This is a genomic window from Nocardia sp. NPDC049190 (assembly GCF_040648115.1).
GTDB lineage: Bacteria > Actinomycetota > Actinomycetes > Mycobacteriales > Mycobacteriaceae > Nocardia.
Genome location: NZ_JBEZDE010000029.1, coordinates 1 through 26,085, shown reverse-complemented (window position 1 = coordinate 26,085; position 26,085 = coordinate 1). Strand labels below are relative to the sequence as shown.

General features: G+C 68.4%; 22 protein-coding genes. 12 read left to right on the top strand and 10 right to left on the bottom strand.

Going from position 1 to position 26,085, the window contains the following annotated elements:
* Nucleotides 1–1,470 carry an LCP family protein gene (locus tag AB0B25_RS23185; protein ID WP_357183179.1) on the bottom strand — a complete coding sequence of 490 codons (1,470 nt, stop codon included), beginning with the start codon at nucleotides 1,468–1,470 and terminating at the stop codon, nucleotides 1–3.
* Nucleotides 1,471–1,668: 198 nt separating this feature from the next.
* Here AB0B25_RS23185 and rfbD point away from each other — a divergent pair, with 198 nt between their 5' ends.
* The 3 genes from rfbD to AB0B25_RS23170 all read left to right on the top strand — a co-directional run bounded on the left by rfbD (nucleotide 1,669) and on the right by AB0B25_RS23170 (nucleotide 4,714).
* Nucleotides 1,669–2,538, top strand: a complete 870-nt coding sequence (gene rfbD, locus AB0B25_RS23180; RefSeq protein ID WP_357183052.1) for a dTDP-4-dehydrorhamnose reductase — start codon at nucleotides 1,669–1,671, stop codon at nucleotides 2,536–2,538.
* Between the two features lie 88 nt (nucleotides 2,539–2,626).
* Nucleotides 2,627–3,523, top strand: coding sequence for a glycosyltransferase family 2 protein (locus AB0B25_RS23175; protein WP_357183050.1), 897 nt, complete (start codon nucleotides 2,627–2,629; stop codon nucleotides 3,521–3,523).
* A gap of 111 nt (nucleotides 3,524–3,634) precedes the next feature.
* Nucleotides 3,635–4,714 carry an NDP-sugar synthase gene (locus tag AB0B25_RS23170; protein ID WP_357065758.1) on the top strand — a complete coding sequence of 360 codons (1,080 nt, stop codon included), beginning with the start codon at nucleotides 3,635–3,637 and terminating at the stop codon, nucleotides 4,712–4,714.
* 52 nt (nucleotides 4,715–4,766) lie between these two features.
* Here AB0B25_RS23170 and AB0B25_RS23165 read toward each other — a convergent pair whose 3' ends face one another.
* Together AB0B25_RS23165 and AB0B25_RS23160 are read right to left on the bottom strand one after the other, a co-directional pair.
* The gene (locus tag AB0B25_RS23165; protein ID WP_357183047.1) at nucleotides 4,767–5,582 is read right to left on the bottom strand and encodes a toxin glutamine deamidase domain-containing protein; all 816 of its coding nucleotides are present in this window, start codon (nucleotides 5,580–5,582) and stop codon (nucleotides 4,767–4,769) included.
* 257 nt (nucleotides 5,583–5,839) lie between these two features.
* The gene (locus tag AB0B25_RS23160) at nucleotides 5,840–7,435 is read right to left on the bottom strand and encodes a carboxylesterase/lipase family protein (protein WP_357183045.1); all 1,596 of its coding nucleotides are present in this window, start codon (nucleotides 7,433–7,435) and stop codon (nucleotides 5,840–5,842) included.
* A 269-nt stretch (nucleotides 7,436–7,704) separates the two neighbouring features.
* Between AB0B25_RS23160 and AB0B25_RS23155 the strand changes: the two genes are divergently transcribed.
* Nucleotides 7,705–7,932 carry a zinc ribbon domain-containing protein gene (locus AB0B25_RS23155; protein WP_357183041.1) on the top strand — a complete coding sequence of 76 codons (228 nt, stop codon included), beginning with the start codon at nucleotides 7,705–7,707 and terminating at the stop codon, nucleotides 7,930–7,932.
* 21 nt (nucleotides 7,933–7,953) lie between these two features.
* Here the strand turns inward: AB0B25_RS23155 and AB0B25_RS23150 are convergent, their stop codons facing one another.
* Both AB0B25_RS23150 and AB0B25_RS23145 read right to left on the bottom strand, forming a co-directional pair.
* The gene (locus tag AB0B25_RS23150) at nucleotides 7,954–8,229 is read right to left on the bottom strand and encodes a SelT/SelW/SelH family protein (protein WP_357183038.1); all 276 of its coding nucleotides are present in this window, start codon (nucleotides 8,227–8,229) and stop codon (nucleotides 7,954–7,956) included.
* Nucleotides 8,230–8,247: 18 nt separating this feature from the next.
* Complete coding sequence (locus AB0B25_RS23145) at nucleotides 8,248–8,637, bottom strand: YchJ family metal-binding protein (RefSeq protein ID WP_357183035.1); 390 nt, start codon at nucleotides 8,635–8,637, stop codon at nucleotides 8,248–8,250.
* A 186-nt stretch (nucleotides 8,638–8,823) separates the two neighbouring features.
* On the opposite strand from AB0B25_RS23145, the gene AB0B25_RS23140 reads away from it, so the two are divergent.
* Nucleotides 8,824–9,396: an ATP-dependent Clp protease proteolytic subunit gene (locus AB0B25_RS23140; protein WP_357183032.1), complete on the top strand. Its 573-nt coding sequence runs from the start codon at nucleotides 8,824–8,826 to the stop codon at nucleotides 9,394–9,396.
* Nucleotides 9,397–9,427: 31 nt separating this feature from the next.
* On the opposite strand, the gene AB0B25_RS23135 is transcribed toward AB0B25_RS23140, so the two are convergent.
* Nucleotides 9,428–9,790 (bottom strand): hypothetical protein, encoded by a 363-nt coding sequence (locus AB0B25_RS23135; protein WP_357183030.1) that lies wholly within the window; start codon nucleotides 9,788–9,790, stop codon nucleotides 9,428–9,430.
* A 103-nt stretch (nucleotides 9,791–9,893) separates the two neighbouring features.
* Nucleotides 9,894–12,338 (bottom strand): AAA family ATPase, encoded by a 2,445-nt coding sequence (locus AB0B25_RS23130; RefSeq protein WP_357183027.1) that lies wholly within the window; start codon nucleotides 12,336–12,338, stop codon nucleotides 9,894–9,896.
* 424 nt (nucleotides 12,339–12,762) lie between these two features.
* Here AB0B25_RS23130 and AB0B25_RS23125 point away from each other — a divergent pair, with 424 nt between their 5' ends.
* The 7 genes from AB0B25_RS23125 to AB0B25_RS23095 all read left to right on the top strand — a co-directional run bounded on the left by AB0B25_RS23125 (nucleotide 12,763) and on the right by AB0B25_RS23095 (nucleotide 23,471).
* Nucleotides 12,763–15,633: an SWIM zinc finger family protein gene (locus tag AB0B25_RS23125; RefSeq protein ID WP_357183025.1), complete on the top strand. Its 2,871-nt coding sequence runs from the start codon at nucleotides 12,763–12,765 to the stop codon at nucleotides 15,631–15,633.
* A complete protein-coding gene (locus AB0B25_RS23120; protein ID WP_357183023.1) occupies nucleotides 15,630–16,730 on the top strand; it encodes an AAA family ATPase in 1,101 nt (366 codons plus the stop codon). Before AB0B25_RS23125 ends, AB0B25_RS23120 begins: the two co-directional genes overlap by 4 nt.
* A complete protein-coding gene (locus tag AB0B25_RS23115; RefSeq protein ID WP_357183020.1) occupies nucleotides 16,727–19,099 on the top strand; it encodes a DUF5682 family protein in 2,373 nt (790 codons plus the stop codon). Before AB0B25_RS23120 ends, AB0B25_RS23115 begins: the two co-directional genes overlap by 4 nt.
* Nucleotides 19,100–19,137: 38 nt before the next feature.
* On the top strand, nucleotides 19,138–20,259 hold the full coding sequence (locus AB0B25_RS23110; protein WP_357183177.1) for a VWA domain-containing protein: 1,122 nt from the start codon (nucleotides 19,138–19,140) through the stop codon (nucleotides 20,257–20,259).
* A 166-nt stretch (nucleotides 20,260–20,425) separates the two neighbouring features.
* Entirely contained in the window at nucleotides 20,426–21,118 is a 693-nt protein-coding gene (locus AB0B25_RS23105; RefSeq protein ID WP_357183017.1) for a type 1 glutamine amidotransferase domain-containing protein, read from the top strand.
* A 412-nt stretch (nucleotides 21,119–21,530) separates the two neighbouring features.
* Nucleotides 21,531–21,902: a hypothetical protein gene (locus AB0B25_RS23100; protein WP_357183014.1), complete on the top strand. Its 372-nt coding sequence runs from the start codon at nucleotides 21,531–21,533 to the stop codon at nucleotides 21,900–21,902.
* A gap of 162 nt (nucleotides 21,903–22,064) precedes the next feature.
* A complete protein-coding gene (locus AB0B25_RS23095; protein ID WP_357183011.1) occupies nucleotides 22,065–23,471 on the top strand; it encodes an MmgE/PrpD family protein in 1,407 nt (468 codons plus the stop codon).
* Nucleotides 23,472–23,508: 37 nt separating this feature from the next.
* On the opposite strand, the gene AB0B25_RS23090 is transcribed toward AB0B25_RS23095, so the two are convergent.
* The 3 genes from AB0B25_RS23090 to AB0B25_RS23080 all read right to left on the bottom strand — a co-directional run bounded on the left by AB0B25_RS23090 (nucleotide 23,509) and on the right by AB0B25_RS23080 (nucleotide 25,969).
* Nucleotides 23,509–24,006 carry a hypothetical protein gene (locus AB0B25_RS23090; RefSeq protein ID WP_357183008.1) on the bottom strand — a complete coding sequence of 166 codons (498 nt, stop codon included), beginning with the start codon at nucleotides 24,004–24,006 and terminating at the stop codon, nucleotides 23,509–23,511.
* An 86-nt stretch (nucleotides 24,007–24,092) separates the two neighbouring features.
* Nucleotides 24,093–25,067: a LysR family transcriptional regulator gene (locus AB0B25_RS23085; protein WP_357183005.1), complete on the bottom strand. Its 975-nt coding sequence runs from the start codon at nucleotides 25,065–25,067 to the stop codon at nucleotides 24,093–24,095.
* Nucleotides 25,068–25,420: 353 nt separating this feature from the next.
* Nucleotides 25,421–25,969 (bottom strand): hypothetical protein, encoded by a 549-nt coding sequence (locus AB0B25_RS23080; RefSeq protein ID WP_357183002.1) that lies wholly within the window; start codon nucleotides 25,967–25,969, stop codon nucleotides 25,421–25,423.
* Nucleotides 25,970–26,085: the final 116 nt, after the last annotated feature.

Below are 26,085 nucleotides of genomic sequence, written 5' to 3'. Positions count from 1 at the left end.
TCAGTTCACGCATTTCGGTCCGTTCTGGCCTGCATCGATCGGTGGGGCGGGCGGGACGGGTGTGGGCGAGGTCGACGTTCCGGACAAGTCGAACGTACCGCTTGCCGCCGAACCTGGACCAGAATAGTCGCTCGCCAGCACGACACTCACCGAATCCGGTGACAGGTCCGGGTCGGCGAGGATCGTCAGCCCGCCGAGCGCCTTGGCCACCGCGCGGGCCTTCTGGTTCGCCGTGTCCGCGGCGAGCACCCGGCTGCTCGTGACGTGTTGCCCGGTGTAGTTGGTCACCACGCCTTGGTGGAACCCTTTGGCGCTCAGCACCCGCGCCACCTGGCCCGCGAGTCCACCGATGCCGGTGGCGTTGTAGACACTGACGGTCAGCGTCGCCGAGTCGACCGCGGGCTCGGCGCGGCGCGCGGAGGCGCCGTCGCCGACCAGCGAGCCGATATACGCCTTGACCGACTTGGGGTCCACCTTCACCACCGATTCGCCGCTGCTGGTCTCACCGTTGAGATCGACGACGGGAATGGTCTCGAAGGTCACCTCCCCGCCGGACAGATCCTGCAATTGCTGCAGGAACGCCAATACGTCCCAGTCGTCGTCGAGCACGACCGTCCGGCCCACCGCTTCGCTGAGCTGACGTAGCGTGCTCGGACTGCTCAGTGTCTTCGCACTGAGCACCTGCCGCACCAACTGCGCCATGAACACCTGCTGACGCACGATGCGATCGAGGTCGCCGCGTTCCAGATCATGGCGCTGGCGCACGAAGCTCAGCGCGTGCGGACCGTCCAGGCGCTGACGGCCCGCGGGGAAGTCGGCGCCGGACATCCATTCGTCGACCGGATTGTTCAGGCATACGGTGACGCCGCCGATGGCATCGGTGAGCAGCACGAAGCCGAGCAGACTCACCTCCGCGTAGTGGTCGACGGTGATACCGGTCAGGTTGGCCACGGTCTTGATCAGCGCCTGCCGGCCCGCCTGGGTGGACTGCTGCTCCGCATCGTCCTGCGAGACGTCCTGGTCGATCAGCTTCTGCCGCTGGGTCTCCTTGGTCGCGCCATAGGCCGAGTTGATCTTTCCCATCCCGAAACCGGGAATGTTGACGTACGAGTCGCGCGGAATCGAGATCGCGGTCGCGGAACGGCCGTCGTTCGGCACACGCAGCAGAACGATGGTGTCGGTATTGGTGCCGACCTCGTCGCCGGCGTGCAGCATGAGCCGCTCGCGGTCCGACAGCGGGTTGCCGTGTGCGTCGGTGCGGCTGTCCACACCGACCAGCAGGATGTCCACCGCGCCGTCGCGGCCGCCGCCGAGACCGAGGTCGCCGATGCGCTCGATGTCGGAGATCAGTGCTTCGACACTGCGCCAGGCGAAGCCGGTGAGAACGAGTACGAACACCGAAGCGACCGCGACGAACGAACGCAGCGGCCCGAACCGCGGCGCGGCGCGACCGGTGGGCCGTGCCGACATCGGTGTGCCCCTGCGCTGCGACAACTCTGCATCCTCTCGCCGAAACTCGATGTTCTGGCGACGCGTGCGCAACCGCTCCGCCCCTGATGATTCCGCCTACCCCACCCGGTTCCGAGAGCCCCTGATACCTCAAGGCTAACGAACCGTTATCGCGAAGGACTTCAACCGCCGGTGTGGCGGCGTGCCAGACTTGCGGCCGTGACCGACCCCACCCCGCCCGACCCCGCTGTCTCCGCACGCCTCATTGTCACCGGGGCACACGGGCAGGTGGGACGAGAACTGCTGCGTCTGGCTCCGGCCGCGCTCGGCTACGGCCGCGGCGACCTCGATATCACCGATGCCGCCGCGGTACGCGCCCGCCTCGCACCCGGCGACGTGGTGGTGAATTGCGCTGCCTACACCGCCGTGGACCGCGCCGAAACCGATACCGAGGCGGCATACGCGGGCAATGCGACCGGGCCGGCCGTCCTCGCCGCTACCTGCGCCGACCTCGGCGCCCGACTGATCCATCTGTCCACCGACTACGTCTTTCCAGGCACCCATGATCGGCCGTACGACACCTGCGACCCGACCGGGCCGGGCACCGTCTACGGCAAGTCCAAACTCGCGGGCGAGCAGGCGGTGCTCGCGCAGTGCGCGGACGCGCACGTGGTGCGCACCGCGTGGGTATACAGCGGGCGCGGCAGTGATTTCGTCGCGACAATGGTGCGGCTGGAACGCGACCGCGACACCGTCGACGTGGTGGACGACGAAGTCGGCTCACCCACCTACGCGCCCGACCTGGCTGCGGCCCTGCTGGAACTGACGCGGCGGCCGGACGCCCCGCGGGTGCTGCACGCTACCAACGCGGGCAAGGCCAGTCGGTTCGAGCTGGCGCGCGCGGTGTTCGCCGGGATCGGCGCCGATCCGACGCGCGTGCGTCCGTGTGACTCCACCGCGTTTCCGAGACCCGCACGGCGCCCGGCATTCTCGGTGTTGTCGCCGCGCTCGTGGGCGGAGGCCGGGCTGACCCCGCTGCGCGATTGGCGCTCGGCACTGGGCGACGCGCTGGCGCGGCGGTCCGACTAGGGTAGGTGGTCGTGAGTGAGCGCAGCGAGCGAACCATAGACCCAGCAGCTTCACTTCCGGCTAGGCCCAGCGTCAGCGAGGCCGCGTCGTGAGTGCATCCGATTCCGTTGGCCCCGCGGGCCTGGCCGTCGTCACCGTCACCTATTCGCCGGGTGAGCACCTCGAGCACTTCATCACCACCCTCGCGGCGGCGACGACCGAAAAACCGCAGGTGATCCTCGCCGACAACGGGTCGGTGGACGGGGTGCCGGAGCTGGTCGCCGAGGCCAATTCGCACGTGCGGCTGCTGCGCACCGGCGGCAACATCGGCTACGGCGGCGCGATCAACCGGGCAGTCGCGGAGATCGACCCGGATATCGAGTTCATCGTGATCGCCAATCCGGACATCCGCTGGGGCAGCGACTCCATCGACACGCTGCTCGCCGCCGCCGAGCGCTGGCCGCGGGCGGGCGCGCTCGGGCCGATGGTGCTCGAACCGGACGGCAGCGTGTACCCCTCGGCCCGCCGGGTACCGGGGCTGCTCGACGGCGCGGGTCACGCGATCCTCGGCGCGGTGTGGAAGTCCAACCCGTGGACCCGCCGGTACCGGCAGGAGAACGAGGAGATCTCGGAGCGGGCCGTCGGCTGGTTGTCCGGGTCATGCCTGCTGGTGCGGCGCGCGGCGTTCGACTCGATCGACGGATTCGACTCGCGCTATTTCATGTACATGGAGGACGTCGACTTCGGCGACCGCATGGGCAAGGCGGGCTGGCACAACGTGTTCGTGCCGGATGCCGAGGTCACCCATGCCAAGGGTCACGCCGCCGCCCGCCACCCGGAGCTGATGCTGCCCGCGCACCACGCCAGCGCCTACCGGTTCCAGGCCGACCGGCATCCGCACTGGTGGCAGGCGCCGCTGCGACTGGCGTTGCGGGCCGGACTTGCGGTGCGCTCGCGGATTGCGGTTCGATCTGCCCTGCGCCAACAGGCGCGCAGCGCCGAGTAAACGGCATGAGCGAGCGAATCATCGACACCACGCGCATCGCACATGACGGAGCCGAACGTCGGCGCGGCGTAGGCATGAGCGAGAACGACCCACTGTGAACAGGGGAGCTTGATGGCAGGAAATGCAGGCACCGACGCCGTGATTCTGGTGGGCGGTCAGGGGACACGGCTGCGTCCCCTGACCCTGTCGGCACCCAAGCCGATGCTGCCGACGGCCGGGTTGCCATTCCTGACCCATCTGCTCGCCCGGATCGCGGAAGCCGGGATCACCCACGTGGTGCTGGGCACGTCGTTCAAGGCAGCGGTGTTCGAGGAGCATTTCGGCGACGGAGCCGAACTCGGACTCGACCTCGAGTACGTCACCGAGAGCGAGCCGCTCGGCACCGGCGGCGGCATCCGCAACGTGCTGCCCAAACTGCGCGCGGACAACGTGATGGTGTTCAACGGTGACGTGCTCGGCGGCACGGATCTCGGTGCGGTACTCGACACCCACGAGTCCACCGATGCCGACGTGACACTGCACCTGGTCCGGGTCAGCGACCCGCGCGCGTTCGGCTGTGTGCCGACCGACGAGAACGGCCGGGTCACCGCGTTCCTGGAGAAGACCCAGGATCCGCCGACCGACCAGATCAACGCCGGCTGCTACGTCTTCCGCCGCGAGTACATCGAGAAGATCCCGGCCGGGCGTCCGGTCTCGGTGGAGCGCGAGGTCTTCCCGTCGCTGCTCGCCGAGGGCGCGCGCGTCCAGGGTCACGTCGACACGTCTTACTGGCGTGACATGGGCACCCCCGAGGACTTCGTCCGCGGCTCCGCCGACCTGGTGCGCGGTATCGCGCCTTCTCCCGCCCTGCCTGGTCAGCGCGGTGAGTCGCTGGTTCATCCCGGTGCGGGTGTCGCGCCGGGCGCCGTGCTCATCGGCGGCACCGTGGTCGGACGCGGCGCCGAGGTCGGCGCGGGAGCGCGGCTGGACGGCGCGGTCGTCTTCGACGGCGCGGTGATCGAGGCGGGCGCCACGGTCGAACGCACCATCATCGGCTTCGGTGCGCGCATCGGTCCGCGCGCACTGGTCCGTGACGGCGTCATCGGTGACGGCGCGAACATCGGCGCGCGCTGCGAATTGCTGCGCGGGGCTCGGGTGTGGCCCGGCGTCGTGATCCCGGACGGCGGAATCCGCTTCTCGACGGACGTGTAGGCGGACTTTGTCAGGTCGGTGGCCTCGCGCACGCCGATCCGACAAAGCCCCCTCAGCGACGTGCTGTCTGTATTCCGAGGTAGTTGACGATGCTCGGCTCCGGGTCCGGCAGATCATCCACTCGCAGATACCGCAACGCTGCCGCCCGTTGGATATGTTCTGTGGCGTCCGTCAACGGAGGATTGGGCTGCCCGTCGACGAAACGAATACCGGTACCGGGCACGTGCTCGACGTTGAATACATGGGAATCGCCGAGGTCGAGGTGCTGCCCCGGTGGCCAGTCCGCGATAATGATTCCCCGGGAACCCGGTTCCTCAAACGCATCGCGCAGATGGCTGCGCTGAAAAACCGTCGTGAACCGGCGCGCCCAGGCGATCTCGGTGAAACTGTGCGGGAACCCGGCCTCGAACGGGAACGACACCTGCCCTGCCTCGACGTCGTATCCTCGCCGCCGCAACTCGTACGCGGTCGCCACGGCGACACAGTTGTTCCTCCGGCGCGGATCATTCGGGTCGAAATGCGGACTCACCCTGGCGAGAGAGTCGTCGATTTCTCGGTTGACCCGGTCGGAGCGCAGCGATCGCGGATCGAACCACACGAAGTCGTCGCCCCACCGTGGGGATGAGACTCCGGTCCTTTCCCTGGGTTCCGCGACGCGCCCCGCATGGGTAGCCAACCGCATTTCCCCGCGCCGGTCCATGTCGGCCAGATCATCCATCACTCTGCGCACCTGGTTCCCCGCGCGCCGCAGTGCCCAGGCGAGGGCAGGCGTCTCGGGGTCGAGAGCTGCGCGAGGCTCGAGGGCTACGCGAGCGAGGTCCGCGGCCGCGCGCCGAAAAGCCGTGACCAGCACGTTGGTCGCCTGCATGTCCACCACACCTGTCCACGAAAAATATACCGACCGGTTTTCGCGAAAGCGGACTCGAATGTTAGCAATGCGTCGTGACCGCGCGTACAGCTTCGAGACCGGACGTCGCCTATCGGACCGATCGGCAACTGCCCGCCGGAGTTCAGGCTTTCAGCGTCAGCATTCCGAACACGAGGTCGCACGCTGGCAATCACCCTGCACCAGCCATCCGCACCCAGAAACATGCCGAACAGGACTAATGACGTCGCGGCGCCGCGCTAACTGAATCCCACGGCCTGGTCACCCCACGCGCTGTGCAAGTCGCGATCAGGGTCGTCCACCACTCGGTCGACGGCGTCGATGACCAGGGTGGTCCGGGCGGACAGACGGTAGGGGGGCCAGTGTTTCGAACCGTCGAGGGCGGCGGGGACGCCGTGGGTCGCGAAAGCGACCCAGCGGCGAATCATCCGCCCGGACACCTCCATCGCGACCTTGCGGCCGCCGAGCCAGAAGGTCGGATCGTGGTTCAAGGTACCGAAGTTGCCGAAGACATAGGGCAATTCGGTGGCGTGGCCCGCACCGACACGAGCCGCACGCAGCATGGGAGTGGCGTAGTCGAAGCGATACATCCAGGTCGGCGAGTGCTGGGCGTGCGCATCGGCCACCCAGTGCGCCGGCATCCGGAAGGCCGCGTCGGTGGACATCGCCAGCGCGCCACGAGTCGTGGCCAGATCGGGGTAGGCCGACGTGATCTCGGCGATCCGCTCCGGTGACCACTCCGGGTGGCCGGCCGCGACGTCGCGCAGCATCACGTTCACCGCGTCCGGGGTCACCGGCATGATCGGCGAGCGGAACAACCGGAACAGTGACGCCTCGTCCTTGTTGGTGCCGATGATCAGCGGCACCCGGTGCGAGCGGCCCTGCTGAAACCGATCGATCGGGTAGGTGGGCAGGAGTTCGCCATCGACCACCGGAGCGGCCGCCAACCGACCCGGCTCCTTCAACGGGATCTCGTCGAGCAGCACCCCCGCCGCCGCGACAATCCGGTCGATCGGGCATGCCAACAGCTCCTTGGCCCGCGCAGCGGGCAAATCCATCAGCTCCAAGAACCGCCGCGCCACCGTCGCCGCCCGCTCCTGCCCGAAGACCGTGGTGGCGGGCGGGCTCTGCGCGATCGCCTGGTGGAACAGACCGCACGCGCGCGGCGAAGTCAGCAGCGCGGTGACACAGCCTGCGCCGGACGACTCACCGAACAGCGTGACATTGCCCGGGTCGCCACCGAACGCGGCGATGTTGTCGCGCACCCACTCCAGCGCGGCGATCTGGTCGCGCAGACCGAGATTGGGCACGAAGTCGTCGCCGAGCGACGATAGGTCGAGAAAGCCGAGCGCGCCCAGGCGATAGTTCACGCCGACGACCACGACGTCGCCGGTCGCGGCCAGCTTGCGCCCGTCGTAGATCTCCTGCGCCGCGGTGCCCAGGCAGTACGCACCACCGTGCAGCCAGACCAGGACCGGCCGCGGCTCGTCCGGGTCGGAGGCACGGTCGCGGGCGCCGTCGTGCCGCGGCGACCAGACGTTCAGCCACAGACAGTCCTCGCCCATCGTCAGATCAGAGTCGACCGGGACCATGGCGCCCATCGTCTGCGGCGCGATCTGACCGAAGCTGGTGCAGTCACGCACCCCTTCCCAGGTCGATGGCGGCTGCGGGGGCGCGAATCGCGACGTTCCCGACGGCGCGGCCGCGTAGGGAATGCTGCGCCAGACCGCAACCGAACCCGAGCGCACGCCACGAACGTCGCCGTAAGTGGTACGCGCGACCGGTTCGCCGAGGTCGTCGGGACCGGGCGCCGTCTCGAAGAACTGAGCGCTCATCTCAGACCTCCTCATCACCTCTTTTCGAGAGTACTTCGGAGATCAGGACGACAACGTTTCGTTGCCAGGACATTGCCGCATGTCGGACGAAGCAATCGCTGTTCAGGCCGGGTCGAGATCAGCCGTGTCGAATCGGTCACGTCTGTCGACACCACGGCCCATCGGGCCGCTGACCCGATGCCGGCAGTCAGGGGCCGCGACGGAGGGATCCGACGGGTGTGCGCGGGCCGACCCGAACAACCCGGTGCCACAGGCCTTACACTGGCCGAATGCCGAGTTACAGCTATCGGTGCCGCGGCTGCGGTGACACGTTCGAGATGACCCGCCCGATGGCGGAGGCCTCGGCGCCCGCGACCTGTCCGCGCGGCCACGACGACACGGTCAAATTGCTGACCACATTCGCCACGGTCACCAGGGGCGGCGACAGCGGCCGACCGGCGCCAGCACCGGCGCCGGGTCCCGCGGGCGGCTGCTGCGGCGGCGGCTGCTGCGGCTGAGGGATCCGGCCAGGACCGGCTTCAGTCCCGCCGGTCTGCATGACCGAGATCACGCTCGGGCGCGACGCGGTCGCGCACCCTTTGCTTGAGCGCCGCGATCTCGGGGAATCCGCCGTCGGCCTTGCGCTCCCAGATCTGCTCGCCGTCGACGGTGATCCGGAATATCCCACCCGAACCCGGGATCAGCGCGACCTCGTTCAATTCCGCGGCGAAGGTACTCAGCAACTCCTGCGCCATCCAGCTCGCCCGCAACAGCCAGCGGCATTGGGTGCAGTATTCGATCGCGACGCGTGCCATGCCCACCGACGCTACCGATCACGCCTGGAACGTGCCGTCCAGGTAAACCCACGCGCCATCGGACCGGGCAAACCTGCTCACCTCGTGCAGCATGCCGCGCCCGTTGTCGTCCCGATAGTGCGCGACGAACTCCACCGTGCCGCTGTCGTCGAACAAACCACCCTGTTCGGCCGCGCGAATCTCCAGGAACAGCCAGCGTTGCGCCGGATCGAGCAGCATCTCCGGCGGACGGGTGCGCGGATGCCAGGACCGCAACAGGTAGTCGACGTCCCCGCTCGCGAACGCGGTGTAGCGCGACCGCATCAGCGCCTCCGCCGTCGCGGCGGATCGTTCGCCGCGCAGCACCGGGCCGCAGCAGTCGTCGAATGCCTCGCCCCGACCGCACGGGCACCTACGCGATCCGCTCATGACTGTCCCTCGCCCGCCCTCGCTCATGCCACCGATCATGCCGCCGGGCGAACGACGCACCCGCCTCGGGTGTCGCCTATACCCCGGCGAACCGCGATCTGACGCTGAATTATGTTCGCTCACAGCGTAATTCGCTGTCGGAGAACTCCCATTCCAGGATGCTCGGCCGACTCCTACGCTCTGGCCATGGCTACCAGTGGACTCACCTTCGACGACTCGGTACACGAACGACTCCTCCGTGAACGCGTCATCTTTCTCGGCCGACAGGTCGACGACGACATCGCCAACCGGCTGTGCGCGCAGTTGCTGCTGCTCGCTGCCGAAGATCCGGACCGCGAGATCAGCTTGTACATCAACTCTCCTGGCGGCTCGGTGGACGCGGGCATGGCCATCTACGACACGATGACCTACGTCGGCTGCGACATCGCGACCTACGCGATGGGCTTGGCCGGATCGATGGCGCAGGTGCTGCTCACCTGCGGCACCGCAGGCAAACGTCATGCGCTCGCGCATACGCGCATCCTGATGCATCAGCCTTCCGCCGGACTCGGCGGCTCCGCGACCGACATCCTCATCCTGGCCGAGCAGCAAGCGCTCATGAAGCGCCAACTCGCCGGGCTCGTCGCCGAGCACACCGGTCGGACTCACGAGCAGATCCTGACCGACTGGGACCGCGACCGATGGTTCACCCCAGCCGAGGCCAAGGAATACGGGATCATCGACCACGTCATCGGCGGCCCACCGCGGTCGACTCCCTGACCGCGGCCCTCCCGGACGGTGCGCGCGGATATCAACGGTGCGCGTGGACGGCCGCCAACTCCGCGGTGAGCGCGACGGTCTGTTCCCGCCACCGGCGTAGATCGGTGACGCTCGGCGCGAGCTCGTAGTCGTGGTAGTGCGCGGCCCGCGACAGCGCCGCCCACAATGCCGCGACTCGGGCCGCCACCTCCGGTCCGGCGAAGGCACGCAAGGCGATCAGCTGCGCCCGCATCGGACAGCGGGCCAACGCGGGCGCCAGCCGCGACCACAGTTCGTCGACCGCCTGTTCCAGGGCGATCCGCAGAATCCACGCGACCGCCCTGGACCACAGGCCGCCCGCATCGGTCACCGAACCGGCCAACAGTCGATCCACGGTGTCGAACCGCTCGGCCACCGAAGGACGATTGGTGCGCGGGCGCCGCGAGCCGTTGCGCGGTCCGCGCGGCCCGGGTCCGCGGCGTCCGCCGGTCGGTGGACGCCGCCCGGTCACCATCGCCTCACCGGCTCAGCCACTCGACGAACTTCTCGGTCTCGCCGATCAACTCGCGCATAGTGCGCCCGATCGGCACATGCGCGCCCGCCGTGGCGTCACGCAGGGCGTCCACCACCCACTTTCCCTCGCGCGCGATCAGGTTCTTGTTCAGGTCGTCCACCTTGCTGCCGACCCCGAACACCGCGAGCGCCACCTTGGCCCTGGTGGAGTGCGCGGCGTCGATGTGGCGTTCGACCTCGTGGTGGTCGATCCCCGCGGCGAGCAGGGTGCGCCGGGCCCTGGCCAGGCTGGCCGCCTCGACGGCCGAACGGCAGCAGGTGGCGACGAGTTCGTCGGCGATCGCCACGGGCAGTTGCGGAGTGCGCACCAGCGCGCGGGCGTCGTCGAGGTAGCGGCGGATCGGATCGCTCGACACCCGCACTTCGACCACCGAGCGGTCGCGGCGCTGCACCTCCAGCACGGTGGCGTCGAGCGACATCCGCCGCACCGCCTCGGCGAGTCGCTCGTCGTGGGTGAAGACCACCACCTGGCGGGTCCACGCGACCGTGGCGAGCACCTGCGCCAGACCGTCCACTTTCGCCGGGTCCATCGCCTGCACCGGGTCGTCGATCATGACGAAACGGAAAGGGCTCTCTTCGACCGTGGCCCGGGGCAGGAACAGCGAGAGACCGAGCGCGTGCAGTTCCCCTTGGCTCATCACACCGAGCGCGGCGCCGTCCACGTCGTCCACGGTCACGTCCAGCAGCACCCGACGCGCGGTTCCCGCGTTGCCCTGCAACCGAATCGCGCCGAGTTCGACGTTGCTCTGCTGGCGCAGCGTCTGCCACACCCAACGCGCCGTCGTCGCCAATGGTGTCATGCGCTCGCCCCGCAAACCCGCGGTAGCCGACTTCAGCCAGTCCTCGGCCTTCTTCACCGTGCGCAGTTCGGCCGTGTCGGCGGCGACCTTGTGGGCGCCCTCCAACCAGCTCGCGATTCGCGGCACCAGCGGCGTCCACACCTCGTGCAAGCGGTCGAGTTCTTTACGGGTCCCCTGCTGCAGCAGCTCGAGTTCGTCGGCCAGTCGCGCGTGCACGCCACGCAGTTGATCGGGCAGTTCGGGGGTGTAGTCGGCGCAGGACATCGCCGCCCACTCGGCCCACGCCGCGCGCACCGCGGAGGTGTCCACCGACGGCGGTGTGCGTGGATCGAAATCCAGTTCGGCCGGAACGAGATTCGGCAGTGCCCGTACGGCGCGTACGGCATCGTCCAGTTCGGCGCGCGCGGTGGCGAGCGCGTCGACCCGGACGGCGAGCTGTTCGATAGCGGCCTCGGTGTCGCGAACCCACTCATCGTCGAGTGCGCCGCGCCCGCAGACCGGGCACGAGCAGGTCCCGCTCGCCTTCTGGTGATCGCGCGCCTTCCGCAACAACTCCAGAATCCGAAGGTCGGCCGCCGCGTCGATGGTCGTGTCCCTCGCCAGGGCCGCGCCACACTCCGTCAGCCGGACGGCGACCTGCGCCACGTCCGTGCCGGTCGGCAGCGCGAGCCGAACGATGGCCCGCAACCCGTCCGATCCGACCGGGTCGTCGACGACGCCGAGTACCTCGCGACCGACCGCGGCGAGATCCGGCTGTGCGGAGCGCAGCAGATCGGCCACCCGCGCCGCCCGGTCGTCGGCCACCGTCGCCAGCAGCTCGAGCAGTGCCACGCGTTCCTGGCGCGAGTCTCGGACGGCACGTTCCAATTCCAGCCGGCGAACCCGGATTCGTTCCTGTGCCACCGTGAGTTCGTCGAGGCCGAGCAACTGGTGCAAGGCATCGAACAGATCGCTCGGCTTGCCGTCGACCAGCGCACCGAGTTCGCTGTAAGACAGGAAAGGACGGTAGAGCTCCAGCTGGGCCGCCCACCGGTCGGTGTCGAAATCCGCTGGCGGACCGGGCAGCTGCTGCTCGGTCCAGTGCGCATCGGCCAGGTCGGCGGTGGGTTCCCACTCCTTCGTGATGGTCAGACCGGGCGCACCCCCCGCGGACAGCAGCGCCAACTCGATGCGGGCCGCGCTGCCGTCGTGCAGGTTGCGCCAGCCTTCTCGCCACGCGGCCGAACGGCCGTCCCATCGGCGATTCCCGCCGGTCAGCGCCAGTTCGGCGGCCTCGGCGAAACTGGATTTACCGCTGCCGTTGCGGCCGACCACCAGGGTGAGGCCGGGACCGGGCGGCAGGTGCAGCGTCGTCTCCGGGCCGATGCCGCGGAATCCCCGCACCCGGATGGCGCGCAGGAAGATCCCGGAGTGATCGAATTCCGTTGCCGAGTTATCGGACTCCGCGCCACCGAGCGCGCGCAGCACGGTCCGCGCGACCGACGGCGTCACCACGGGATCTTCGGCGAGGCGCCTGGTCACCACGTCGGACAGCCGGGGTGCGGACTCCGAGGAGCCGCCGACCTGGACGGCATCGGAATCCGGGCGCATGCGAAAACCCCCCTCACCATGGAGCCGCCACGTCCTCCGGCCCCGTGCACGGCAGCATTGTCGAAGCTGTGCGAAACGCTACCCGATGCCGCCGAATTCGCCCACAGGGCCGGCGCGAATCTGCCCGCGGGGATGGATATGGCCATCGAAACGGCTCGGCCCCGCCTCGATGTCCACCCCTCGCCAACCCCGGCGGGCAGCTCGATGGTGTCCACACCCGTTCCGGGTGGCTCGGTCCAGCCGAACAGCACAGAATGCCAGAGTGCATTGATCGACGCAAGATCATCTCGGCCGGCGAATGTGCCGCTGAGACAGGAATTTCCGTGCACCAGCACCGTCGGGGGCGACATTTGTCGGTGGTCTGCGGTAGAAATCCGGTCAACCGAGGAACGGGGAAGGCGATGAGGCACCATCGAGCCGCACAATGACGACGCCGTGGACCGAAGACCAGGTCACGGCGCTCGCACCGGACGCGAACGTGCTGTCCGCGGCGCGGAAACTCGCGGGCCGTCGGCGCGATGCCGGGCAGCACGAGGCCGCGCTGTGGGGGCGGTATTCGGGCAGCGGCGCCACGCCGTACCAGACCATCATCGATCTGTCCGGTCCCGCCTACAGTTGCTCGTGCCCCAGCCGCAAGTTTCCGTGCAAGCACGCGTTGTCGCTGTTGCTGTCCTGGGCAGCGGGCGAGGTTCCCGTGGTCGCCCAGACCGCGAGCTTCGCCGCGGCCTGGCTCGGCGGCCGGGCCGGGCGGGCGGCGGCCCGGGTCGGACCACGCATCCACACACCGAATCCAGCCACCGCCGAACAGCGCAGGATGCGGGTCACCGCGGGGTTGGCGGAACTGGATATCTGGCTCGGTGACCAGGTACGCACCGGGTTGGCACAGACCGACCGCTCGTTCCACGCCTTCGAGTCCATCGCCGCGAGGATGGTCGACGCGCAAGCGCCCGGCATCGCCTCGGCCCTGCGCGGGCTGGCGACGACGATGGCCACCAGGGCCGACTGGCCCGATGTCGTGCTGCGCGAATACGCGCGGATACACCTACTCGTCGCCGCGCACCGGCAGCTCGACGACTTGTCGCCGGCGTTGCGCGCCAGCATCCGCACCCATATCGGCTACCCGACCCCGGCAGAGTTGGTGCGCGCCGAGCCCGCGGTGCGGGACCGCTGGATGGTGTTCGGTCGACAGATCTCGGCCGACGAGCGGCTCTACACCAGGCGCACCTGGCTGTACGGGCGCGTCCACAGACGGTGGGGGCTGATCATCGACCACTCCTTCGGCTCCCCGAGCTTCCCCGCCGATCTCCCCGCGCTCGGTGAGCTGGCCGACGCCGAGCTGCACTACTATCCGGGCGCCGCACCGCTGCGCGCGCTGTGGGGCGAGCAGTACGGCGCCGCCGAACCGTTCACGACACTGCCCGTCGATCCGGACCGGCCGCACACGATCGCCACCGCGCTGGCCGCCCACGCCACCGCGCTCGGCTGCGACCCGTGGCTGCGCACCTGGCCGATGCTGCTGGTCGATGTGGTTCCCACGCGGACCGCCGAGGGCTGGTACGTCACCGAATCCGATGGCACGGCGCTGCCGATCACAGGTACCGACCAGCCGTGGCGGCTGCTCGGCGTCTCCGGCGGCCACCCGGTCACGGTGGCCGCCGAATGGAGTACCGGCGGGCTGATTCCGATGTCGGTGTTCACCGCGGGCGAGGTCATCGACCTGATTGTGACGGACCGGGTCGGCCGCAGCACGCCGAATTCACTTGCCGCGCGGACCTCCGGCACCGATCTCACCTCCGTCGCGCTGCTCGGCACCGCACGCCGGACCCCGGATCTCGACCTGCTCACGCCTCCGGTGGCGCGCGCCACGGCGCGGCTGTCGACCGATCCGGCGTTGCGGCTACTCGAATCCGCAGCGCTACAGGATGTTTTCGTCCGCGGCGGCATCTGCCCGTCCGCCGCGACCGCGCCCGAACCCGCGGCGGACGACAGCCGTCGCCGGTTGCCACGCGCGGCGGCGGCGCGCCTGGCCAGCCTGCTGGAGCAGCGATCGGTCTTTCTTCCCGAATGGTTCGACGCGGCAGCGCCGCACAACTATCGGGCCCCGGACGCGTTGAGCGGGCAACTGCTGGAGCACGCGACGATCGATGTCGGATTGCGCGAGCCGTTACTGCGTCTGGCCGGAATCCGAGGCAACTGGCTGGCGGCGTGGCGTCCGGAGTGGCAGAGCCTGGTGCGGCAGCCCGGCGTGCCCGATCGTGCCGAGGACACCTGGCGATTCGGTCAACCGCCCGAGCGACGCGACTGGCTCGCCGAACTCCGGCGACGCGACGCCGCCGTGGCCAGGGAGCGACTCACCGCGGCCTGGCCGACGGAATCCGGTCCGATCAAGGCGGAGCTGCTGGCAGTTTTCGCCGAGGGCATCGCGCCGGATGACGAACCACTACTGGAGGCAGCGCTGGACGATCGGCGTGCTGACGTGCGCCGTACCGCGGCCGCGCTCCTGGCGCTGCTGCCGGATTCGGCATTCGCGCGTCGTATGCGCGACCGAGCGCATGCGTGGGTACGCATCGAACACCGGTTTCGCCACACGAATCTCGTTCTCGCCCTGCCGGATACGATCGACGCCGCGACCCGGCGGGACGGGATCACCGATCGCACCGTCGAATTCAGCTACCGCTGGAACGGCGCGCCCGACAATGCGGCCGCTCGATTGCGGCAGCTGGTCGCGGCGACCCCGCTGACCCACTGGGCACGACTGCTCGATACGCCGGAGCGGGCGGTGCGCGCCTCGGTCGAGGACCGGTTTCGCCAACCGATCTTCGACGGGTGGGTGGATGCCGCACTGGCGCAGCAGGATTCGTCATGGGGACGGGCACTGTTCGAGGCGGGAGTGCCCACCGATCTGGCCATGTTGCGCCGGCGTGAGTTGTTCGCGCTGCTTCCGCTGTCCGACCGGACCGGGCATCTGACCCGGCTGGACGGCTCGTGGCTGTCCGAAATCGAGGCGCTGTTACCGGCGATGGGCCATCCGTGGCCGGAACCGTTGGCACAGCACCTGATCCTGTTGCTGTTCGAGCGGGCGCGGGCCGCGGCCCGCCGCCCGGACACGCATGGCACCGCACCGAACGCGCACCGATCGCTGCTCGCCGCGGCCGCCGTGCATCTTCCGGTCACCATCGCGGGCGCCGTCACCGGGGTGGCGCGCCGGTGCGCTGATCCCGCCTGGGAGAACGCCTTCGACCAGCTCGCCCATGACCTCAACCAGCGCTCGATGATGCTCGAGGAGTTGCAGTGACCACTACCGACCCGACGCCGGCGCTGCTGCGCCCGCATGCCGAGCAGGAGTACGCCGACGAACTGCGCGTACTCGCCGCAGCCGACGAACGGCCGAGGCCACCGTCGTGGCGGCTGTCGCCCTGGGCGGTGGTCACCTACCTGCTCGGCGGCACGCTCGACGACGGCACCGTGATCAGCCCGAAGTACGTCGGGCCGCGCCGGCTGATGGAGGTGGCGGTCGCGACGCTGGCCACCGATCGGGCGCTGCTGCTGCTCGGAGTGCCGGGAACTGCCAAAACGTGGGTCTCGGAACATCTTTCGGCGGCCATCAGCGGTGCGTCCACGTTGCTTGTCCAGGGCACCTCGGGCACCGCGGAGGAAGCGATCCGGTACGGCTGGAACTACGCCCGACTGCTCGCCGAAGGACCGACCGAGGGCGCGCTGGTGCCCTCACCCGTGCTGACCGCGATGCGCACCGGCGCCATCGCCAGAATCGAGGAGCTCACCCGCATCCCCTCCGACGTGCAGGACGCACTGATCACCGTGCTGTCGGAGAAGACGCTCCCGGTGCCGGAACTCGGCACGGAGGTGCAGGCCGCCAAAGGATTCAACGTCATCGCCACCGCCAACGACCGCGACCGCGGAGTCAACGACCTGTCCTCCGCGCTGCGCCGCCGGTTCAACACGGTGGTGCTTCCCCTGCCATCCAGCGAGGATGAAGAGGTCGCCATCGTCCGCAGACGGGTCGAGCAATTGGGGTCCGCCCTGGACCTTCCCCCCGTACCCGCCGCGGCGGAGCAGGTGCGGCGGGTGGTGCGGGTCTTCCGCGAACTGCGCTCCGGCAGCACGGCCGACGGGCGGACCAAGCTCAAATCTCCGTCGGGAACGCTGTCCACCGCCGAGGCGATCTCGGTGATCACCAACGGGATCGCGCTGTCGGCTCACTTCGGCGATGGAGTGTTGCGCGCCTCCGACATCGCGGGCGCCGTGCTCGGATCGGTGATCAAGGACCCGGTGGCCGACGCGGTGGTCTGGACCGAGTACCTGGAGGCCGTGGTCCGTGAACGACCGGACTGGTCGGATTTCTATCGAGCCTGCCGTGAGGTCACCGGGTGAGTTCCGGCACCGGCTCCGGGCCGGTGACCAGGGTGTTCGGCATTCGACACCACGGTCCCGGCTCGGCGCGCTCGCTGCGGCTCGCCTTGGCCGCCTTCGGTCCCGACATGATCCTCATCGAGGGGCCCGCGGACGCCGACCCACTGGTGGGCTATATCGCGGCCGACGGGATGACACCGCCGGTCGCGCTGCTGGCCTATGCGCCGAACACGCCGGCCAAAGCCGCATTCTGGCCGTACGCCCTCTTCTCGCCGGAGTGGCAGGCCCTCCGCCATGCCGTGCGCAACGATGTGCCCGTGCGATTCTGCGATCTGCCCGCGACCGTCGTGCTCGCCGCGGAGGACGAACCAGGAGACCGGTTCGATCCACTGACCGCCCTTGCCGAAGCGGGCGGCTACGACGATGCCGAGCGGTGGTGGGACGCGGTCGTCGAATCCGCACCCGACGCGGATGTGTTCGACGCCATCACCGAGGCGATGGCAGCGTTGCGGGAATCCGCCGAGCCGGCGGCGCCCGAACGCATGTCGGAGGCGGGCACCGCGGACCACCCGGCCGCGCAGGCCGAATCGACGAACGACCGAACGTCGCACAGCGAATACTCGCACGAGGCGAATTCGGTTGCCGAGGCACTCGCCGACACCGGCATCGGCCGACCGGCGCCGCCCGAGCCGATCATCATCGACGCGCACACGCTGCGGCGCGAAGCCCACATGCGACAGACCATGCGCAAGGCGCTCAGCGGCGGGGCGGTCCGACTGGCGGTGGTGTGCGGGGCGTGGCACGCGCCCGCACTGGCGGGCGAACTCGGTCCCGCCGCAGCCGATGCCCGGCTACTGAAAGGACTTCCGAAGACCAGAGCCCGACTCACCTGGGTGCCGTGGACGCACTCGCGGTTGGCCGCCACCTCCGGGTACGGCGCCGGCGTCACCTCGCCGGGCTGGTATTACCATCTGTTCACCGAGACCGAGCAGCCGATCGTCCGGTGGCTGACGAAGGTCGCCGGCGTGCTGCGCGCGCACGATCTGCCTGTATCCAGCGCACACATCATCGAATCCGTCCGGCTCGCGGACACCCTCGCCGCGCTGCGCGGCCGTCCGCTCGCGGGCCTGTCGGAAGTCACCGAGGCGACCCGCGCGGTGCTGTGCTCCGGCGACGAGACGATGCTGCGTCTGGTGACCGGCGAACTCGTCGTCGGCGAGGCGATCGGCAGTGTCCCCGCGGCGACCCCGACTGTGCCGCTGGCAGCGGACCTGCGCGCCACGATCCGCTCGTTGCGCATGAAACAGGAACCGCGGGCCCGCACCATCGACCTGGACCTGCGCGAAGACCGTCAGGTCGACCGGTCGCGGCTGCTGCACCGACTGCGCGTGCTCGACATCGGGTGGGGCACGCTCACCACGAGCGAGGTGCGCGCTACCGGCACCTTCCGGGAGACCTGGACGCTGCAATGGCGGCCCGAGTACGCCATTTCGATCATCGAGGCCTCGCGCTGGGGCACCACCGTTCGCCTGGCGGCCGAGGCGAAGATCCTCGATGCCGCGGGCCGGGCGCAGCGTACCGTCGGCGAACTCACCGCCGCGCTGGAGGCGGCCCTGCTCGCCGATCTCGGCGGCGCCACCGATGGCCTGATCGCCCGGCTGGAATCCGCCGCCGCGCTCGACCACGACGTCACCCACCTGCTCGCCGCCCTGCCCGGCTTGATCAGAACACTGCGATACGGCGACGTGCGTGGCACCGACACCAAGGCGCTCGGACACGTGGCCGACGAACTGCTGGTGCGCATTTGCGCGGGACTGCCCACCGCGGTGACGGCGCTGGATACCGACGCAGCCACCGAACTGCGCCGCCTGCTCGACGTGGCGCACACGGCCATCCACACCAGAGACGACAGCTGGGCAACCGACGCGTGGCTGGCCGCGCTGCGCCGTCTCGCCGACCGCGACGACGTCCATGGCGCGCTGGTGGGGCGGGCTGTCCGCCTGCTCGCCGACGCAGGTCGCATCGATGGCGCCGAGTCCGCCGGCAAGCTGGCCGCGGCCCTGTCGGTCGGCGCCACGACTGCGGCCAAGGCGGCATGGATCGATGGGTTCCTCGGCGGCCGCGGACTGCTACTGGTGCACGACCGAGAGTTGTTGCGACTGATCGACGATTGGCTGCGCGGACTCGACGACGACGCGTTCGTCGAGACGCTACCGCTGCTGCGCCGGACCTTCGGTGCGTTCGAATCGGGCGAACGACGGGCGATCGGGCAGGCGGTGCGCGACGGTGGGCGCGTCCGCACGGCAGCGGGCGCCACGGCGGGCATCGACCTGGAACGCGGAACGATCGCGGCGCGCACCGCGGCGCGGATCCTAGGGGTGACAGTGTGAACGCTATCGACGAAACACAGGCGCGGCGTTGGCGTTTGATGCTCGGCGCGGCGGCCGAGGACGGTCTCGGTGCCCTCGGATCCGCCGAGGATGCGGCCATGGACCGGGCGTTGTCGGCGCTGTACAACACCGCGGACGACCAGTCGCCGGGCAAGCGCACCGGCGGGCTACAGGGCTCGGCGCCACGGGTTGCCCGTTGGCTCGGCGATATTCGAGGCTACTTCCCCGGCACCGTCGTCGAAGTGATGCAGCGCGACGCCGTACAGCGGCTCAACCTCACCCAACTACTGCTGGAGCCGGAGTTGCTCGATGCGGTGGAACCGGACGTGCACCTGGTCGGCACCTTGCTGAGCCTCAACCGGGTCATGCCCGAAACCACCAAGGCGACCGCGCGCATGGTGGTGGCGACGGTGGTGCGCGAGATCGAACAGCGCATCGCCACACAGACTGTCGCCGCGGTCTCCGGTGCGCTGAACCGCGCGGCTCGGATCGCCCGCCCGCGACCTCGGGATATCGACTGGGACCGCACCATTCGCAAGAATCTCGCCACCTATCTACCCGAGCACCGCACGGTCGTGCCGGAACGCCTGATCGGCTACGGCCGTAGGTCGCAGGCTGTGCGACGCGACGTGGTGCTCGCCATCGACCAATCCGGATCGATGGCCACCAGCGTCGTATACGCGTCGGTCTTCGGCGCGGTGCTGGCGGCCGTTCGGTCGCTGCGGACATCGCTGGTCGTCTTCGATACCGAAATCGTCGATCTCACGGACAAACTCGACGATCCGGTGGAGGTGTTGTTCGGTACCCAACTAGGCGGTGGCACCGACATCAACCGGGCGCTGGCCTACTGCCAGTCGCTTGTCACCCGACCCGCCGACACGCTGTTCGTCCTCATCTCCGACCTGTACGAAGGCGGCATCCGCGACGACATGCTCCGCCGCGTCACCGCGATGAAGGAGTCCGGTGTCCAGATCGTGGTCCTGCTCGCCCTCTCCGACGACGGGGCTCCCGCCTTCGACCACGAGAATGCCGCTGCGCTCGCGGCCCTCGGCATTCCCGCGTTCGCCTGTACCCCCGACAAGTTTCCCGCACTGCTGGCCGTGGCCCTCGACCGCGGCGACGTCCGAGCATGGGCAGACGCGGAAGCCGCCCGCCGCTAGATGGGTTTTCCGGCGGTGACCGGCGACGGGGTGTCACGGGCGAGCGCAATTTATCCAGCCCGTGCAATTATTTACGATAATTCACTGTCGGGGCGATAAAATACGCCTTGGGTCCAGGCTTTCCTCCCAAAACCTGCCGCAGTCGGAACAAGGAGGCGATTCTCAGATGGCCAAGATTCTCTTCGTAATGACCGGATCGAGTTATTGGACGCTGAAGGACGGCACCCGGCATCCGACCGGCTACTGGGCTGAAGAGTTCGCGGCACCGTACAGCGCGCTCACCGGCACCGGCCACTCGGTGGTGGTGGCCACACCCGGCGGGGTTACGCCGTACGTCGATGTGATGAGCCTGCGTCCTTCGATGGCCGGCAGTGAACAAATCGCACTGGAACAGGAGAGCACCCTGCGCGCCGCCGAGGAATTGCGGCGGCCGATCGAACTGGCGGATGTCCGCTTGGAGGACTACGACGCCGTCTACTACCCCGGCGGCCACGGTCCGATGGAAGATCTCTGCGTCAACGCCGACTCGGGGCGGCTGCTGATCGCGGCGCTCGCGTCCGGCAAGCCCCTCGCCATCGTCTGCCACGCGCCGGTCGCGCTGCTGGCCACCCGGGTGAGGGGCGACTCACCCTTCATCGGCTATCAGGTCACGGGGTACACCAACGATGAGGAGAACGCCGTCGGACTCGCCGTCAAGGCCCGGTGGCTGCTGGAGGACGAACTGCGCAACATGGGCCTCAACTTCAGCCGTGGCGAAATCTGGAAGCCGTACACGGTGGTGGACCGCAACCTCTACACCGGGCAGAACCCCGCTTCGGCCGCGCCGCTGGCGCAGAAACTGCTCGAGGTACTGCATTAGTCGACCGCGTCGCGGTCGAAAGATACGCACGCCTCGCACGGGAGCCGCACAGTGGGCGCATGCGCGTGGCGGTCTGCGCACCGACGAGTGTTGTGTCCGACACACGAGCAGACGCGCACACCGCCTACCTGCGTCGGGAAGTCGCGCCTACCAGTCATCGGCGGCACGCAGTGGACTCGCCTCGACCGGGCGGGTTTGACTGAACCGGCCCACGCCGTACCCAAAGGAAACGCCCGACGTCGTCGCCAGAGCGGTTCGACAGTGGCCGCTTCTAGGTGGGTGCGGTAGCAGCCAGCACTGCTCTTGGCCCAGTTCCAGATTTCGAAAGCAGGTGTTCCGCAATGAGTTCCATCCCGCGAGTCGCCCTGGGGAGCGGCATATCCCACTGCATCCGCACCGCCGGGTGGGTCCGATGAACCACAAGGCGGAGAACGAAGCCATCCTGCGTGGCGTATTGGACCGATGGCGGGCCGCCGTCGACGCGCACGAACCCGAGCGGGTGGCGGCGAATTTCACCGGGGACGCGATTTTCCAGGGCCTGCACCCGTATACCGTCGGACGCGAAGGCATCGCCGAGTACTACGACTCGCAACCTCTCGGCATGACTGCCGAGTATCGAATTCTGGAAACCCGCCGACTGGCCGACGATCTTGTACTCGGTTATCTGGCCGTCGATTTTTCCTTCACCGATCGACCGACAATTTCGGTAAATCTCAGTGTACTGGTGACCGACTGGCCGCACGGTGGCAGAATCACCCATTATCAGGTGTCCAAGTTGGATTGAAACGATTGAAAAAGGTGAGGGACCGACACCACGGCCGCAGCGGACCGTTCAGCACTTTCCGTTGGCAGTCCGGCCGACAACCGGTCAGAGCTTTGTCCAGGAATCGGTATCACGCCACTGTGGATCGCGGCGAGACCGGACCTCGAGACGGACGGAGCAAGGATGACGCACACCTATGCTGTCGACGACCTCGCGGAGTTCGTAGTGGCCGCCGAATCGGCCGATGTGTCCGAACACAGCCTGCCGACGCTGAAACGTAACGTGCTCGATAGCCTCGCTTGCGCGCTCGGCGCGATCGACGGCGAACTGATCCCTGGCGTCCGTGCCCACGCCGAACAATTCAGCAGCCGTCCGACCTCGACCTTCATCAGTGGCGGGCGGGCATCGGTCGACCAGGCGGCGTTCTTCAACTCGGTCCTGGTGCGCTATCCCGATCTCCTGGACACCTATCTGACTCCCGGCGGATTGTGTCATCCGGCCGACAACTTCGGCGCCATCCTCGCGGTGGCCGAACATGTCGACGCCAGCGGGGCGGACTTCCTGCTCGCTCTCGCGATCGCCTACGAGATCCAGTGTCGATTCAGCGCGCATGTTCCGGTGATGGCCCACGGCCTCAATCACGCGCTGCAGTTGGCCATGTCGGTCGCCGCCGGCTCGGCCAAGTTGCTCGAACTCGACGCGGCACGCACCGCGGATGCCATCGCTGCGTCGACCGTGGACAACGTTTCCCTGGCCGCCGTGCACACCGAACCGGTCTCGACCTGGAAAGGCGTGTCGCCCGCCAATACCGCGATGCGCGCGGTTTACACCACCTTCCTTGCCCAGCGCGGCGTCACCGGACCGAAGTCGCTGTTCGAAGGCCCTTATGGCCTGAACCAGTTGTTCGATCAGCCGATCGACTTCCACACCGGCGACCGCTCGCTCAATGCTGTCGAGCAGACCTACCTCAAGCAGTACTGCTCGTTGATCCACGGTCAGGCCATCATTGACGCGACACTCGCCATTCGCGACGAGCACGGCCTCAGCGGGGTCGATGTCGCCCGAGCCACCCTCGAGGTCTTCCAAGGCGCCTACGAATTCGCGGGCGGCGGTCACTACGGCGACAAAGACCACCCGTGGACCAAGGAACAAGGCGACTACGACCTGAAGTACCTCACCGCGGTCGCGTTGCTCGATGGGCAGGTCGGCCCCGAGCAGACGAGGACCCAGCGGGTCCGCCGCACCGACGTCCAGGATCTGCTGCGGCGCGTGGACGTGGTCGCCGCGCCGGACCTGACCGCGGAATACCCGAAACGGACCGCCGCGCGCGTGCACATCGTTCTGCACGACGGCCGGGAATTCCACCGTGAACAGGCGGACTTCGAGGGATCACCGACGCGACCGATGTCGTGGGATCGGGTCGTAGACAAATTCCACTGGCTCGGTGAACCGTTCGCCGACTCCGGATTGCGTGAGCAGATCATCGCCGCGGTGCACCACCTGGATCAGATCCCCACCACCGAACTGACCGGACTACTCGGCGCCGTGAGCCCGCAAGCGCAGCGCTCGCGCACCAGGCAACGGATGTGACCGCTGCCCGCGGCCGCTGAAGCGGCCACACCACCGGTTACGCCGGTTGCCAACCACTCGACAATCGCGGATGCGGGGGAATGAGTTTGGCCCAGAATTCGTGGCGCACCGCGTCCCACAGTTTCGCCAGTTCTGGAAGCAGTTCGCGAGCCTGCGCCAGATCCGGATAGTGATCCGGACCGAAGGACGCGACCGGGGAAGCGTCACACGAGTTGACGGCGAGGATGGCGATCAGATGGTGCTCGATCAAGCGCCACGTCACCCGCACGCCATCGACTTCGGTTCGACGCACGTCATCCAGCTCCGAGGCCCCCCGGTCGGCATCGACGGCTCGCGCCTTGGTCCATCGAGCGTGTAGTCGAGACCGGGGGCCGTGCCGCAAACTCGCGCCCTCGCCGGCGTGCTGTCGCGATCGCTGTGGATTCAGCTTGTCGAGCACAGTGCGTGTGAGTGTCGACCGACGATATCCGGTCACATCGTCCCGTTCGGCCCTCGCGAACTGGGCGCGATGGTCGACAACGTGGTCGCGTGACATCAGCACTCCCTCCTTTTCCCTGAAATCCCGCACTCGATTCAAGCCCGGCGGAATAGCGGAGTCCAGGACGAAGCTCCTACCTGTGATCAGCCGGACTTCGCACCGGCATCGTGCTGATCGCCGCTACTGAGCGCAGCACGGAACGGATCGTCGGAAGGTACCCACCATCGATCGATCGGCGGGCGGGGCCAGCGGTGGCTGCCGGCGAGGGTGAGCAGCGATTCGACGGCGTGCCGAACACTGCCGCGATCGTCATCGGAGCGGTGCAGCAATGACCACGTCCACAACGGAATCGGGTCGGCGACCGGGCGATGCCGGAGGCTGGGCGGCGGGACGGCGGTGTGCCGTTTGGGCGAGGCGAGAACCGGTGCGTTGATATCGCGGACATGCGCATAGAAGGCTTCGCCCGACACCCCGCCGTCATCGATCTTCGCGATGCTCGCGCCCACCTGGGTGGCGAATTCGAAAGCGAACCGGTGCCAGGACGACCAGGCCCAATCGTCGCTGTCGATCAGCACGGTGACGTTGGCGGCAGGCACCGTCTCGACCGCACTGACCCCGGGGCAGACCGCCTGAAGGGGTTCCGCGCGCATCAGATGCGCGCTGAGGCCGCGTGCCTCGGCGTCCTGCGCACTGGTCCAAGCCAGCGCGAGGTCGAGGCTGCCTTCGGCCACACGGCCGACCTGCACGTGCGATGGCAACACCCAGTCGTCGATGAGCAGGGACACTGTCGGGCCGATACACGCGATGACGTCGTCCGGGAGCCAACTGACGTAGCCCAGCCGCAGTGGTATGGCTTCGGCCGCCCGGTGGCGGACCCGTTGCCGTGCGTCCGCGGCGATGGCGAGGATCTGGCGCGCGTCCTCGAGCAGCGACCGTCCGGCTTCGGTCAGTTGGACGCTGCGACGGTCGCGGCCGAACAGCTGCGCCCCGAGGTCCCGCTCCAGGGCGATGATCTGCTGGGACAACGCGGGGCCGGAGATGTGCAGCCGCGCGGCGGCGCGGCCGAAATGAAGCTCCTCGGCGACGGCGACGAAGTACCGCAGCTGCCGTAGTTCCATAAGTCGAGCTTAGGCGCTTCTGCTCGGCCGACGCGGTCGCGTGGCACGCCGACCAGCCCATGGTTCGGTATCCACCGCGAGCGGACCTGAGCGAAGTACCTGCGTTACGAAGCAGCACCTACCAGTCATCGGAGACAGGTCGTGGACGTGTCGCCACCGCGTGGTGTTCGCTGAATGGGAGCCGCCAGGTGGGGAAGAGAATTCGGCGAATTCACGCTCCCGCGCCGATCGGCCGCGGTGACGACGACGTCACCATCTCACGCCTGTTCCCGACAAGGACGTCGGTATGGCCGCCAGCGATGTCGGCCACAGGCGGGCGACTCGGTCTTGATCCGGCCCATGCGGCAGCGCGATCAAGGCCATGGGCCAGGGCCGGGTTCAGTGCCGCACTGCGCTGCGAAGCCGATCGCGAGTGCTGTGGCGATGTCGCCGAGGTCCTTCTGGAATCTTTCCGTGCCGAGTCGGATACCGGACTCGAGGGCGGCTGCCGCGATGATGTCGTTGGGGTGGGCGAAGGGCCACAGACCGGCCACGGTAATGATGAGGGCTCGGCCGAACCCCGTGGCGGCGGTCTCGGTCAGAAGGGGCGCGACACGGAGGGTGAGCTCGACGAGACGATCGTTGAGTCCATAAGCACGCTGCTTGAACGATCGTGCGGTCGCGAAGGACACGTTGGTTTCCAACTCGATCGACGTGGCCGCGAACAGGTCGCACAGCACCGGCCTGCTGCTCAGCGTTTCTGCGAGCACGGCCGCCAGACGACGTGCCTGGCTGCCGGCGTCATCGGCAGTGGCGTCGTGTTCGGCCTGGATGTCGACCGCGAGATGGTCGAGCCACGATTCCCATTCCTCCAGCAATAGTTCGAGGAACACAGCTTCTCTGCTGTCGAAGTAACGCAGCACACGTTACTCGTCACGACTGCGCCGGCGCCGGCGCCGGCGCCGCCGACGGCTGCGGCTGCGGCTGCGGCTGCGGCTGCGGCTGCGGCTGCGGCTGCGGCTGCGGATGAGGCTGCGGC